The following is a 12,360-nucleotide window of genomic DNA, read 5'->3' on the forward strand; positions in this document are numbered from 1 at the left end:
GAACCCATCGTGCGACACTACGACGCGATTGTCATCGGAGCCGGTTCAATGGGCATGGCCGCGGGGTATTACCTGGCCCGGCAGGGGATGAAAACGCTGCTTCTGGATTCCGGCGATCCGCCTCACCAATGGGGGAGCCATCACGGGGATACCCGGATCATCCGGTACGCGTACGGAGAAGGCAGGCTGTACGTGCCGCTGGCGCTCAGGGCCAAAGAGCTGTGGAGCGAGCTGGCCGAAGAAACGGGAAAGCGCCTGTTCGTGCAGACAGGCGTCCTCAGCGCGGGGCTGGCGGACGCGCCGTTCTTGCGGGAGGTGCAGGAGAGTGCGGCGCAATACTCGCTGCCGCTGGAGGTGCTGGACGCGGCGGAAGTCGGGCGGCGCTGGCCGGGCATCCGTCTGCCCGCGGAGTTTCTCGGCTGTTTTGAACCGACATCGGGCGTTCTCTACAGCGAAGAGTGCATCCGCGCCTACCGCAGCCGGGCGCTGGCCTGCGGCGCGGAGCTGCGCACCGGCGAGCGGGTGACCGGCATTCGGGCGGAGCGGGACGGTGCGATCGTGCAAACGCAGACGGGCACCTACAGCGGGAGTACGCTGCTGATCAGCGCCGGCGCCTGGAACGCCGGGCTGCTGGCATCGCTCGGCCTCTCCCTGCCGCTCACCCCCACCCGCAAAACCGTCTCCTGGTTTGCCGCGGACGAGCATCTCTACAGCGCCGATCGCTTTCCGGCCTTTCTTTTCACACTGGCCGATTCGATGTTTTACGGCTTTCCCAGCCTGGACGGCGCGGGGGTCAAGGTGGGGCGGCACGACGGCGGGCAGCCGGCCGACCCGGACCTGCTGGACCGGACGTTTGGCCTTTATCCCTCGGACGAAGCGGATACGCGGTCGTTCCTGGAACGGTTTATGCCCCAGGCCGCCGGGCCGCTCCGCCAGGGCAAGGTCTGCCTGTACACCTATACGCCCGACGAACACTTCATCATCGATCGTCATCCCGAATATCCCCATATCGTCATCGCCGCCGGTTTTTCCGGCCACGGGTTCAAATTCGCCAGCGCCGTGGGAGAAGCGGCCAGCCAGTTGATCACCCGGGGGAAAGCGGAAATCGACCTGTCTCTGTTTGCGGTGACCCGTTTCTAATCGATCGCGCAAACAGCCTCGCCCTGTCAGGGGCGAGGCTGCCAGATTGAGCAAACCGATTGGATCGAAGGAGAAGCATTGTTTCCTGCCAGAGCGACTTGTGAGCCCTACCGAGCGGAGCAACGATGTGCGGGAAAAAGAGCGCCACCTTGACATAGGCTGCGCAGCGATACGACTTTGGCGATCCCCCGTTCCGCTACGCCTCCCAGACGGACGAGCCGATCCGGGCGATGATCCGCTCCCATGTCGGCAGCGGCTCCGCGTGTGAAGCCTGGGCGAACGAGCTGCCCTCAAACTGGGACAAATACGCAAACCCGGGCCGCGTCGCCCGATCAGTCAGGTAGGCGGACCGGGTGGCTCCCGGTCTCCGCTGCCGGTTGAGATGGTGGAGAATCATCTCGGCCGTACCGATGCCGATGCCGTGACCGTAGTACTCGCCCCCTCCCAGCACCACCGCGTTTTCTCCCTGCCACTCCGGTGTGTTCGGATTGAAGTCGGGGTTTTCAAAATACACAATGTCCCCCGGCAGGAAGGACGTCGTCTGTACCGTTGCCAACCGCAGGTCCTGGTCGTACCGCCAATCGTACAGGAGCATTCCGGAAAACAGCCGGTCAAAGTCGGACCGCCGAATCGACTGCAGCACGGCGTAGTAGATCACGACCACCATCGCCGTGGCGCACTCCAGCGCATATGCCCGGCCGCGGCGGAAAATATCCTCGATGGCGACGGACGGCGGCACGTTTTCCCGGAGAAGGCACCCGCCGTACTCGGTTTTCATCCAAAACTCCTCGTTGCACCTCGTCCGTTCGAAAGTGGCGAATGCCAGCCCGCTGTGGGCAAGCGCCACGGCCGATTTCACCAGCCGGTCGCGCAGCTTCAGTTCAAACCGCAGCACCTGGGCCGAGGGATACGCGTACACGTCCCGACTGCGCGCCATGGCCTTCACAACATCCCGCTGTCCCCCGGATAACGACCACGCTCCCAGCAGATCGGACGGATCGACCGGTGAACCCGCGATTGTAATCATGCTATCACCTCTCCCTAACCGGATCCTTGTAAATGTCTATGCGACGAGGCGGGGAATATCACCCCCATCTCCGCTTCGGATCCCGCGTCGAGGTGCGCATTCCCGCTAGGCCAGCCACGTCTGAATCACCGGCAGCAGGAGAAACGCCCACACCACGGTGATGAGCGCGCCGGCGATCACGGCAAGCGTGGAAGAGCTTCCCTCCAGATCGCCCCGCTCAAACGCTTTGACCATGCCCAGCACATGTGCCCCCATGCCGTACATCAGCCCGATCGACACGGGCCGGCGGAGAGCGCAGTGCTTGATGATCGCCGGTGCCATAAAGACGCCCGCAAAACTGGTCAGCATGCCAAACACGGCCGTCAGCGACGGCACCCCGCCGATCGCCTGCGACAAGCCGACGGCGATCGGCATCGTGATGGAACGGGGGATTACGCTGATTGCCGCCGTTTCCCCCAGGCCCACGAGCATCGCCGTCGAGACGCCGGCGATGATGGACACCAGCGAACCGGCAGCCAGGCTGCACACAATGATCCGCCAGTTGGCGGCGAGGATCGTCCAGTTCCGGTACAGAGGGACGGCAAACGCCACCGTCACCACGCCCAGCATCTCGTTTAAAAAGGAGGTGGCTTCACTGTATACCTCGTAGGGCAGACCGGTGACGGCAAGCACCGCGATCACCGCCGCCGGGGTCAGCACGGCGGGAGAGAACAGCAGGCCCGGCCTGCGCCGGTTGAGCCGCTTGCTGATCCAGTAGAAGAGGACGGTCAGCGGCAAGCTACACACGTTCCACGGAATCACGCCGCTCCCCCTCCCCCATCCGGTGCAGCCGCTCGGATACGACACCGGTGGCCGCCATCACCAGCGCGGTTCCGCTCAACACGACGACAAGCACCAACAACCCCTTTGCGCCCAGCAGCCACGGGTACTGCACAATCCCGACGATAGCCGGCACGAAGAACAGGATCATGTCGCCAAAGAGCAGCGCCGCTCCCGCTTCCACCCACGTGAGCCGCACCCATCCCGCCTGCAGGGCGAGAAACAGCAGCAGCAGCCCGATCAGGGAGCCGGGCACGTGCAGGTGGAAAAGCGCCGCGACCGCCTTTCCCAACCAGAAAAACAGGAGCAGAAGCAGCAGTTGCGGCATCGCCTGCAGCCATTTTTTCATCGAGACCGCCTCCTCCGGACATGCCAAGTGGTTACGTTCATTCTACGCGGTCCCGATTCCATTCGTACAATACATAATCGTCATCGAATCGATGCCTGTTGGTTATGATGTGAGGTGCTGTTGAACAAAGGCGATAAACGCCCGCGCCGCGTGCGACAAATAGCCGTCCTTGCGGTAGATCAGCGCGTACTGCCAGTCGATCGGCGGCGAAGAGATGCGGACGGTTTTCAGGAGGCTGTTGTTGAGCCGCCTGGCTACGGAACGGGGAACCAGTGAGATGCCCAGCCGGGTCGCGACCATTTCCCCGACGAAATCCCAGAGCGAACTCATGTAGGCGACATGCGGCTCAAACCCGGAGCGCCTGCACGCCTGCCGCACCACATCGTGCAGGGCGTACTCCTCGGTGAACAGGATAAACGACTCGTCCTTCAGTTCCGCCAGACTGACCGACTCCCTGCCGGAAAGCCAATGCTCCCGGTGAACGATGGCAACCAGGTCCTCCGCCGAGAGCGGAACGGCGGCAAATGATTGCGTGTTGACCGGGAGCACCGTCAGCCCGACGTCGATGTGTCCCTGCTCCACCTGCACCTCCAGCCGCTTGGCGCTGTACTCCCTCATCTCCATGTCGATGCCGGGGTATTCCTGCTTGAACCGGGCAATCACATGGGGCAGCAGAAACGACCCGACCGTCGGCATCATGCCGATTTTGACTTTGCCCCGCTGCAGGTTTCTCATCTCGGCGACAGAGGCAGTGAGGCTCTCCATCAACTGAAGCACCTTGGTCGCATGCTCGTACACCAGCTCGCCCGCGTCGGTCAGCTCCATCTTCCGGTCGCTCCGATCCAGGAGCGTCACCCCGAGCTCCGCTTCCAGGCTTTTGATCATCTTGCTGATGGACGGCTGGGAGACGTGCAGGACCTCCGCCGCCCGCGTAAAGCTCCGCTGCTTCACCACTTCGGCAAAATACTGAAGCTGCCTGATGTCCATGGCTCTGCCTCCTCCTCGCGCAGCTCGTCTGTCCTTCCAGATTACCACACATGTCCGCGCGCGCAGAAATCCTCCCGCCTCCGGGTCCGTCTCCCGCTTTCGGGGGGACTCCCGCCGCCTGTCCACGATCGAGTAGGAGGGGGCGACTAACCCCCGTCCTCTCACACCACCGTACATACCGTCCGGTATACGGCGGTTCATCAAGCTTGACGAAGTGCGAAATATCGCTGCACCAAACTCATGAGCCCTTGTTGTTGCCAGTAGGTAATACCAAGGGCTTTGTGAATGTGCGGAGATTTGGTTGTTCGCCATGCACCCTTGCGGGTATTTGCAATCTCCAGTGCTTTGCTGTGGGGAAGACCGAGGGAACGAAGTTCGCGGTATCGCGTACGGATTCGTTTCCATTGCGTCCACAGGCAGAGACGGAGCCTTCGGCGAATCCATTCCTCAATCCGCAGGAGGTGGGTTTTCGCCTCAGCCAACGCAAAATATCCGATCCATCCCATGAGGTATTGGTTGAGTTTTTGAATTCGCTCCTGTATAGGGATGCTCCAATGCGGGTTGGTCAGTTGGCGAATTCGTTCTTTTAACCGGATGATCGATTTGGGATGCAGGCGTATCCGTGCCTCTTTTCCCGGAGCAAAGCTAAAGCCGAGGAACTTTCGATTGCACGGCCGATCTACCGCACTTTTCTGTTGGTTTATCTTGAGTTTGAGCACCCTGGTCAAGTATCGCTCCACGCTCGCCTTTACCCGTTCCCCCGCGCGTTTGGTGCGGACATAGATGTTGCAGTCGTCCGCATAGCGGCAGAAACGGTGTCCCCTCCTTTCCAGTTCCTTGTCCAAGTCGTCCAGCAGAATGTTGGCCAACAACGGACTCAGGGGGCCACCTTGCGGTGTACCCTCTTCCGTTGAGACGCACACTCCGTTGACCATAACTCCGGATTGCAGGTAAGCGCGGATTAGTTTAAGGAGACGCTTGTCCTTCACCTTGCGGGCTACCCGGCTCATCAGGATGTCATGGTTGACCCGGTCGAAGAACTTCTCCAGGTCGATGTCGACCACATACCGGAATCCTTCCTTGATGTACTGTTGCGCTCTCTGCACAGCATTGTGAGCGCGGCGACCCGGGCGGAATCCGAGGCTTGAATCGGAGAATTCTGGGTCAAAGATGGGAGTCAATACCTGCAGGATGGCCTGCTGGATGAAGCGATCTACCACGGTAGGGATGCCTAGCAACCGTATTCCCCCGTCAGGTTTCGGGATTTCGACCCTGCGAACAGGAGTCGGTTTGTAGGTTTCCGTCTCGATTTGCGACCGGATGGTCGCCCAGTGCAGGCGAAGGTAGTCGCGCAGTTGTTCAGTTGAAACACCGTCGACTCCCGCAGCGCCTTTGTTGGCTTCCACTCGTTTGAGGGCGGCCGTGAGGTTGTCCCGAGACAGAACCTTCTCCAGCAGATCCATAACGATACTCCTTCCTCCGCGCACATGTCGCCAAGCTTGCCGTACGATGCTCAGCCCTTCTCTGTACCCTCGGGGCTTCACCCCTACTCTCCAGAGGAAGTTCCAGTTCTGAATTCTGCTTCGACACACCGTATCGAAAGAGGTTGGGACATATGCTGACTTGATGTTCGGCCCTTCCCCCTCAGGCGTCCCCGATTGGGGTACTATGGCCTCTGCTGACTTCTGCATGTTCAACGCCCCCTCACGGAGGCGGTTGCCAACGATAGTAGGCGTACCATGCAGACCTCCCCGGGTAAGAGCGGTAGCCTTCGTCCCATGTACCTGCCCAATTTACTGTTGTACCCTTTGGCTGTATGGGGCTTCACCTTGTGCGGCAGGCTCGCCCAAGTACAACAGCCTCAAATCGGGTTCGTGTACCTCAGGTCGGGACTTTGCCGCCGGCTTCCTTCAGATTCCGCCTCGCGGCGGACACCCTTGCCTTAGGCTAACGGTTGGTACAGCCAACCCCCGTTCGGGACTTTCACCCTATAGCTACCGCCCATGCCGGGCGCACCGCAAAAAAACCATCCGATCAGCTCGGATGGTTGGCGTCTCCGGCGCTAGCGGATGGCGTTCCAGTCGTACGGCGTTTCCTGGTAGACGTAGTAGTTGAGCCAGTTGGAAAACAGCAGGTTGGCGTGGGCACGCCAGTTTACCACCGGCGCCTGGCTCGGATCGTCGTTGGGGAAATAGTGTTTGGGGATGGCGATGTCCAAGCCCCTGCTGCGGTCACGCTCGTACTCGTCCCGCAGCGTCCCCTGGTCGTATTCCGAGTGGCCGGTGACGAAGATCTGCCGGCCGTCTTTGGTGGCCACGATGTAGACGCCGGCCTCCTCCGACTCGGAGAGAATCTCCAGTTCCGCCACCTTTTCGATGTCCTCCCGCCGATTTTCCGTATGACGCGAGTGGGGGATGTGGAACACGCTGTCAAACCCCCGGAACAGCTTGACGTTTGGCTTGTTCACCGTGTGCGCAAAGACGCCGAACAGCTTCTCGGGCAGCGGGTGCTTGTGCACGCCGAAATGATGGTACAGGCCCGCCTGCGCCCCCCAGCAGATGTGCAGCGTGGAGGTGACGTTGGTCAGCTTCCAGTCGAGAATCTGCTGCAGTTCCTTCCAGTAGGTGACCTCGTGAAACGGAAGCTGTTCGACCGGCGCGCCGGTGATGATCATGCCGTCAAACTTCTCGTCCTTGATCTCTTCAAATGTCTTGTAAAACGTGGACAGGTGCTCTTCCGAAGTGTTCTTGGAGGTGTGGCTGCCGGGATGGAGCAGAACGATCTCCACCTGCAGCGGCGTGTTCCCCAAAAGGCGGAGCAACTGCGTTTCCGTCGTCTGTTTGACCGGCATCAGGTTCAGGATGACGATGCGCAGCGGCCGAATGTCCTGCGTAAAGGCCCTGCTCTCCTTCATCACAAAAATGTTTTCATTGGCCAATATCTCCGTTGCCGGCAGTTCGTCAGGCAATTTGATTGGCATGCTTCTCCCCCTTCCGTCCGTCGCAGTGATGTCTGCCAGACAATAATCCGACAAATTCGACAAGTATACTTTTCTTTCCTGCTTCCAGCATAGGATCCAGGAAAGAAAATGATGACAATCTGCGCAGCAAAAAACCCCTGACCACATGCGGGTCAGGGGCGGATGCCATGTTCGAGCCCAAACGCGGCTCCCTTTTCTCTTTGCGGCAGACCGGCGTGTACGGGTCACGCCTCCGCCGGCTGCTGTTTCGTTCCGTTGAACACGCCGGAATCCAGCTCTCCCGTCACTTTGCTGGTGAGCAGGCCCGCCGTCATGCTGCCGCTTACGTTGAGAGCCGTCCGGCCCATGTCGATGAGCGGCTCGACGGAGATCAGCAAACCGACGATCGCCACCGGCAGATTCATCGTCGACAGTACCATCAGAGCGGCAAATGTCGCACCGCCGCCCACTCCCGCCACGCCGAACGAACTGAGGGCAACAACGAGAATGAGCGTCAGAATGAACGACGGCGTCAGCGGGTCGACTCCAGCAGCCGGAGCCGCCATCACGGCCAGCATCGCCGGATAGATCCCCGCGCAGCCGTTTTGGCCGATGGACAGTCCGAACGACCCGGCGAAGTTGGCAATTCCCTCCGGCACGCCCAGTTCGTCCGTCTGCGTCTTGACGTTAAGCGGCAGCGTACCCGCGCTGGTCCGGGACGTAAAGGCGAATGTCAGCACGGGCAGCGCCTTCTTGACATAGGTGACCGGATTCAATCCCGCGAGAGCCAGCAGGAGCAAATGAACGGCAAACATGACGAGCAGGGCCGCATACGACGCCACGACAAATTTTCCCAGGTTCCAGATGGCTTCGTAGTCGCTGGTGGCGGCCACCCGTGTCATGATGGCCAGCACGCCGTATGGCGTCAGGCGCAAAATGAGCGTCACCACCCTCGTCAAGACCGTGTAGAACGTATCGACGATGCCGGCGAATTGTTCGGCGTGTTCGGGATGCTTCCGCTTCACTCCCAAAAACGCCAGACCGATGATCGCGGCAAAGATGACGACGGCGATCGTCGACGTCGGGCGTGCTCCCGTGAGATCCAGGAACGGATTGGCCGGCAGTAGCTCCAGGATTTTTTGCGGCAGCGTCATGGTTTGGAGTTCGCCCAGCTTCTGCTCCACCTGCTCGATGCGCGCGGTCTCCGCTTCTCCCTGCTGAAGCTGCACGCCGTCCAGGTCAAACGCGAATGTGAAGCCAATCCCGATGGCCGCAGCCACTGCGGTCGTGCCCACCAGGATGCCGAGTATCAGCGTGCTGATCCTCCCGATGTTCGCGGACAGCTTCATTCTGGTAAAGGCAGCCAGAATGGAGAGAAAGACCAGCGGCATGACAATCATTTGCAGCAGTTTGACATAGCCTTTCCCCACAATGTTGAACCAGTCGATCGACGTCTGCAGTACGTCCGACTTGATTCCGTAAACAGCCTGCAGGATCAGTCCGAATGCGATCCCTGCCCCCAGAGCGGCAAAGACGCGTTTGGAAAACGACACATGCTTCTTCTGCATGGCGTACAATCCGGCCATCAACAGCAGCATGAACACGATGTTTACGATGGACAACAACGTCAGCATGATTCTCCCTCCGATTGGCCAGCATGAATTCCGAATTCCGTTCCGATGCGGAACAATACATTTATATGACACAAATACCGATGGGTCAAGTGGGGTTTGCACCTCAGATGCACCCGCATCACCAAACGCCCGCGCCAACGTCCGAAATGGGCAGAAACCGGATTGACGGCAGAGGTTCCCATCGGTTATTTTATAACCAACGGTTACTAACCAATGGTTACAATAGAGCGGATCACGACAAAGGAGCGAGGGTCCCCATGCCGAACAGACAGGAAATCCGTTCCGAGGAAACCCGACGGGCGATTTTGACGGCGGCCGGCACGCTGTTTGCCAAACGCGGTTTTGACGCCGTGACCATGCGGGAGATCGCCAAACAGGCCGGATGCTCCCACACGACCATCTACCTGTACTTCAAGGACAAAGAGGCGCTGCTTCACCATCTCTCCATGGAGCCGCTGCAATCCCTGCATCGGCAGATGGAGGCAGTCCTGCGCGACCGGACGCTCGCTCCCGCAGACAGCTTGCAGGCAGTCACCCGCACATTCGTCCGCTTTTGTCTCGCGAACCGGAACATGTACACGATTTTTTTCATGGCGAAAGCGTCCCGTGTCGACGAGGAGACGCCGGCGCTGGAGGTGCAGCAGCTTCGGAACCGGTTGTTCGGCCTGCTCAGGCAGGCGGTCCGGGCGTGTCTGCCGCCGGATACGCCGGATGACCGGGTGCTGGCCTACACCCGCATCTATTTCTTTACCCTGCACGGGATTATTGGGACGTACACCCATTCCGACGAGCCGCTCGACCACCTGCTGAAACGGCTGGAACCCACGTTTGACCTCGCGTGGGAAGTCATGCTGGCCGGATTTCACCAAACCGCGACAAAAGGAAGTGGTGCGTAGATGAAGGTGGAACAAGTCTCCGAGCACATTTGGAGCCTCAAATCGTGGCTGCTGATCCCCGTGCGCGTCTGGGTCGTCACCGCTGACGACGGAGTCACGCTGGTCGACGCCGGCCTTCCGTTCATGACCACCGGCATTTTACGGTTTATCGACGGCCTGAACGCCGGGCCGCTGCAGCGCATCCTGCTCACGCACGGCCATTCCGACCACGTGGGGGCGATCAGGGGGATTCTGGACAGATACGCGGTTCCCGTATACGCACACCGCATCGAGATTCCCTACATGGAAGGGGCGCTTCCGTATCCCCGCCGCAAGAAACCGGAGCGCAACGTCGCCAATGGACTGGCGGCACCGCTCGCCGAAAGCCCCGACGGCCAGCTCGAACCAATCGCCGGCCTGAAGCCCTATCTGACCCCCGGCCACTCTCCCGGTCATGTCGTCTACTATCACGAGCAGGACCGCGTGCTGCTCGCCGGCGATCTGTTCACCTCCAAAAACGGGCAGCTCCGCCGACCGATGCCGATGTTCACGGCGGACATGGCGGAAGCGGTGAAAAGCAGCGCCATCGTGCAGGAGTTGATGCCCAGGCGGCTGGAAGTTTGTCACAGCGGACCGGTGTTTGCGGCCGGGGAGCAGGTGGCGGAGTATATGCGCATGTACGGGTAAAGCCGCGCAAGAAAAAGGAGGGGCATCCCCCCTCCTCAGTGTGTAGACAAAGTGACTGCTGGGGGGAGAAGCACGTTTCCGGCATCCGCTCCGTGCTCGCCCAGCAAGGAAGATAGACTGCACGCTACGCACCGATTTGCGGGGGATCGCCAAAGCCGCATCGCTTTGCAGCCCATTCAGAGGTGGCGCTCCTTTTTCCCGCAAATCGCTGCTCCGCTCGGTTGGGCTCACAAGTCGCTCTGCCAGGAAACATGCTTCTCCTTCGATACAATCGGTTTGCCTACAGTCTGAAGAGGGGCATCCCCCTCCGTTCATGGTCTCACCGGTGCAATCGCTACGCCCGCTGCTCCGCTTCCTTGGACCGCCCAAGGAACAGGTTGTCCAGCGCAAGCGCCGGGCTGCCGCTGATCAGCAGGTGCAGCCCCATCGCCATCAGGGCCACGTCCAATTCGTACCCGCCGAGAAATCCGCCTTTCAGCTTTACGGTAACAATCGCGCCCAGCATGATGACGACGAAAGCCCCGGCGATGATCCGCGTGCCCAGGCCAAGCACCAGGCAGATGCCGCCGATCCCTTCGAGAAACGCCACGACATAGGCCAGAAAGCCGGGGATGCCGACGCTTTCAAAGAACCCTGCCGTCTTGTCGAGGCCGCCTTGAAACTTCTGCAGGCCATGCGCAAAAAAGATCACCCCCAGCACCACGCGAACAATGAAAGAGCCGAATCCGTTTTGTTGAACCATCGCCATTTCCTCCCATTATTTTCTAACTACAACCTGTAGTGTAAGCGGCCAAAAAAATTCAGGAGAATTCGATCAGAAACAGGGAACACAGCAAAAGCAGCACCTGCACCGAAATCATCGTCGGCGCAAACGGCAGCCTCAACGGAATGTCCATGTCCGGGTCGAGCAGCCGCAGGATCCGGTAGTTAATCGACGTGTCGGAAAAGGAGACGGCAGCCTGCACCGGAGCCGTTCGTCCGTATTTCAGCATTTTGACCAGGGCGCCTCCCAGGTCCTGCCCCGATCCCAGCCGGTTCACCGCGTAATGGTCCGCCAGCACTTCCCTGGCGATGTTGTAGTGATGTCTGAACCATTTGAGGATCGGCAGGTACCACATCACCGCAGCGACCAGGGACAAGACGAACGTTTTGACCGGGTCCCGATGCTTTTGATGAAATATTTCGTGATAGATGACCGCTTTCAGCTCGTTGTGGTCAAGCAGCTTCACCACCCCGGTGGAGAGGATAATGCGGGGCTTCCACATGCCCATCGTAAAGGCAACCGGTGCCGGGTGTTCCACCACCAGAATCGCCTCTTCCCCCCTGCTGCCGCAAAACGCTTGATTGAGCGCGGTGCAGTGCCCTTCATGCCGAAGATGCCGCAATCGCTTATAGGTTCTCGCGGAGAGGACGATCTGCCTGACAATCACCTTTGATCGCTTTTCCCACATCGCTTACGTTTCCTTTTTCCACTGCTTCAGTTTTTCTTCCAGCTTGTCCAGAAGTTCCTGATCCACTTCATCCAAGGCGTCGAGCATGTGGTTGACCACCAGCGGACCAAACTCATCCATCAGCTCATGCGTCAATTCCCTGGATTGCGTCTCCATGAATTCCTCCCGCGACAGCACCGGACGGTACAGGGAAGTTCTTCCCTCCGTTCGCTTCACCAGGACCCCCTTCTCCACCAAACGGTTGATGACGGTCATGACGGTGTTGAAATTCAGGTGTTTCTCCCGCTCCAGCTTTTTCTGGACGTCCTTTATGCTCATTTCCGAACCGCTCCACAGCACATCCATCACCTTTGCTTCCAGCGGTCCGAAGAACCGGTTCAGCCCCCTCTCATGACATTTGAAGGTGAGAATTTTCATGATGGTACAACCTCC

13 protein-coding genes are annotated in these 12,360 nt (G+C 59.7%); 3 read left to right on the forward strand and 10 right to left on the reverse strand.

Annotation, left to right across the window (positions count from 1 at the left end; genetic code table 11):
* Window positions 1-9 precede the first annotated feature (9 nt).
* Window positions 10-1,140, forward strand: a complete 1,131-nt coding sequence (gene solA / locus A6764_RS20170; protein ID WP_065067736.1) for an N-methyl-L-tryptophan oxidase — start codon at window positions 10-12, stop codon at window positions 1,138-1,140.
* A 196-nt stretch (window positions 1,141-1,336) separates the two neighbouring features.
* On the opposite strand, the gene A6764_RS20175 is transcribed toward solA, so the two are convergent.
* From A6764_RS20175 to A6764_RS20205, 7 genes are all read right to left on the reverse strand, one after another.
* Complete coding sequence (locus A6764_RS20175; RefSeq protein ID WP_065067735.1) at window positions 1,337-2,167, reverse strand: protein-glutamine gamma-glutamyltransferase; 831 nt, start codon at window positions 2,165-2,167, stop codon at window positions 1,337-1,339.
* Window positions 2,168-2,272: 105 nt separating this feature from the next.
* The gene (locus tag A6764_RS20180) at window positions 2,273-2,968 is read right to left on the reverse strand and encodes an LrgB family protein (RefSeq protein WP_065067734.1); all 696 of its coding nucleotides are present in this window, start codon (window positions 2,966-2,968) and stop codon (window positions 2,273-2,275) included.
* Window positions 2,946-3,335 (reverse strand): CidA/LrgA family protein, encoded by a 390-nt coding sequence (locus A6764_RS20185; protein WP_065067733.1) that lies wholly within the window; start codon window positions 3,333-3,335, stop codon window positions 2,946-2,948. Before A6764_RS20185 ends, A6764_RS20180 begins: the two co-directional genes overlap by 23 nt.
* A 102-nt stretch (window positions 3,336-3,437) precedes the next feature.
* The gene (locus tag A6764_RS20190) at window positions 3,438-4,322 is read right to left on the reverse strand and encodes a LysR family transcriptional regulator (protein ID WP_029100724.1); all 885 of its coding nucleotides are present in this window, start codon (window positions 4,320-4,322) and stop codon (window positions 3,438-3,440) included.
* A 200-nt stretch (window positions 4,323-4,522) separates the two neighbouring features.
* The gene (ltrA, locus tag A6764_RS20195) at window positions 4,523-5,785 is read right to left on the reverse strand and encodes a group II intron reverse transcriptase/maturase (protein ID WP_065068426.1); all 1,263 of its coding nucleotides are present in this window, start codon (window positions 5,783-5,785) and stop codon (window positions 4,523-4,525) included.
* A gap of 599 nt (window positions 5,786-6,384) precedes the next feature.
* Window positions 6,385-7,302 carry a homoserine O-acetyltransferase MetA gene (gene metA / locus A6764_RS20200; RefSeq protein ID WP_065067730.1) on the reverse strand — a complete coding sequence of 306 codons (918 nt, stop codon included), beginning with the start codon at window positions 7,300-7,302 and terminating at the stop codon, window positions 6,385-6,387.
* Between the two features lie 224 nt (window positions 7,303-7,526).
* Window positions 7,527-8,915 (reverse strand): L-cystine transporter, encoded by a 1,389-nt coding sequence (locus tag A6764_RS20205; protein WP_065067729.1) that lies wholly within the window; start codon window positions 8,913-8,915, stop codon window positions 7,527-7,529.
* Between the two features lie 257 nt (window positions 8,916-9,172).
* On the opposite strand from A6764_RS20205, the gene A6764_RS20210 reads away from it, so the two are divergent.
* Together A6764_RS20210 and A6764_RS20215 are read left to right on the forward strand one after the other, a co-directional pair.
* Entirely contained in the window at window positions 9,173-9,811 is a 639-nt protein-coding gene (locus A6764_RS20210; protein WP_065067728.1) for a TetR/AcrR family transcriptional regulator, read from the forward strand.
* Complete coding sequence (locus tag A6764_RS20215; RefSeq protein WP_065067727.1) at window positions 9,812-10,477, forward strand: MBL fold metallo-hydrolase; 666 nt, start codon at window positions 9,812-9,814, stop codon at window positions 10,475-10,477.
* Between the two features lie 334 nt (window positions 10,478-10,811).
* Here A6764_RS20215 and A6764_RS20220 read toward each other — a convergent pair whose 3' ends face one another.
* Genes A6764_RS20220 through A6764_RS20230 form a run of 3 tightly spaced genes read right to left on the reverse strand, consistent with a single transcriptional unit; the run spans window position 10,812 to window position 12,345 of the window.
* Window positions 10,812-11,219: a DoxX family protein gene (locus tag A6764_RS20220; RefSeq protein ID WP_065067726.1), complete on the reverse strand. Its 408-nt coding sequence runs from the start codon at window positions 11,217-11,219 to the stop codon at window positions 10,812-10,814.
* Between the two features lie 58 nt (window positions 11,220-11,277).
* Window positions 11,278-11,928, reverse strand: coding sequence for a M56 family metallopeptidase (locus A6764_RS20225; RefSeq protein ID WP_065067725.1), 651 nt, complete (start codon window positions 11,926-11,928; stop codon window positions 11,278-11,280).
* Window positions 11,929-11,931: 3 nt separating this feature from the next.
* Complete coding sequence (locus A6764_RS20230) at window positions 11,932-12,345, reverse strand: BlaI/MecI/CopY family transcriptional regulator (RefSeq protein ID WP_065067724.1); 414 nt, start codon at window positions 12,343-12,345, stop codon at window positions 11,932-11,934.
* Window positions 12,346-12,360 lie beyond the last annotated feature (15 nt).

It is taken from the genome of Brevibacillus sp. WF146, assembly GCF_001673705.2.
In the GTDB taxonomy this organism is placed as follows: domain Bacteria; phylum Bacillota; class Bacilli; order Brevibacillales; family Brevibacillaceae; genus Brevibacillus; species Brevibacillus thermoruber.

Bases quoted from the DNA above. Each gene is read 5' to 3' on its own strand.
- A6764_RS20175 (WP_065067735.1), bottom strand. From the start codon at position 2,167: ATGATTACAATCGCGGGTTCACCGGTCGATCCGTCCGATCTGCTGGGA.
- A6764_RS20185 (WP_065067733.1), bottom strand. From the start codon at position 3,335: ATGAAAAAATGGCTGCAGGCGATGCCGCAACTGCTGCTTCTGCTCCTG.
- A6764_RS20190 (WP_029100724.1), bottom strand. From the start codon at position 4,322: ATGGACATCAGGCAGCTTCAGTATTTTGCCGAAGTGGTGAAGCAGCGG.
- ltrA (WP_065068426.1), bottom strand. From the start codon at position 5,785: ATGGATCTGCTGGAGAAGGTTCTGTCTCGGGACAACCTCACGGCCGCC.
- metA (WP_065067730.1), bottom strand. From the start codon at position 7,302: ATGCCAATCAAATTGCCTGACGAACTGCCGGCAACGGAGATATTGGCC.
- A6764_RS20205 (WP_065067729.1), bottom strand. From the start codon at position 8,915: ATGCTGACGTTGTTGTCCATCGTAAACATCGTGTTCATGCTGCTGTTG.
- A6764_RS20210 (WP_065067728.1), top strand. From the start codon at position 9,173: ATGCCGAACAGACAGGAAATCCGTTCCGAGGAAACCCGACGGGCGATT.
- A6764_RS20215 (WP_065067727.1), top strand. From the start codon at position 9,812: ATGAAGGTGGAACAAGTCTCCGAGCACATTTGGAGCCTCAAATCGTGG.
- A6764_RS20220 (WP_065067726.1), bottom strand. From the start codon at position 11,219: ATGGTTCAACAAAACGGATTCGGCTCTTTCATTGTTCGCGTGGTGCTG.
- A6764_RS20225 (WP_065067725.1), bottom strand. From the start codon at position 11,928: ATGTGGGAAAAGCGATCAAAGGTGATTGTCAGGCAGATCGTCCTCTCC.
- A6764_RS20230 (WP_065067724.1), bottom strand. From the start codon at position 12,345: ATGAAAATTCTCACCTTCAAATGTCATGAGAGGGGGCTGAACCGGTTC.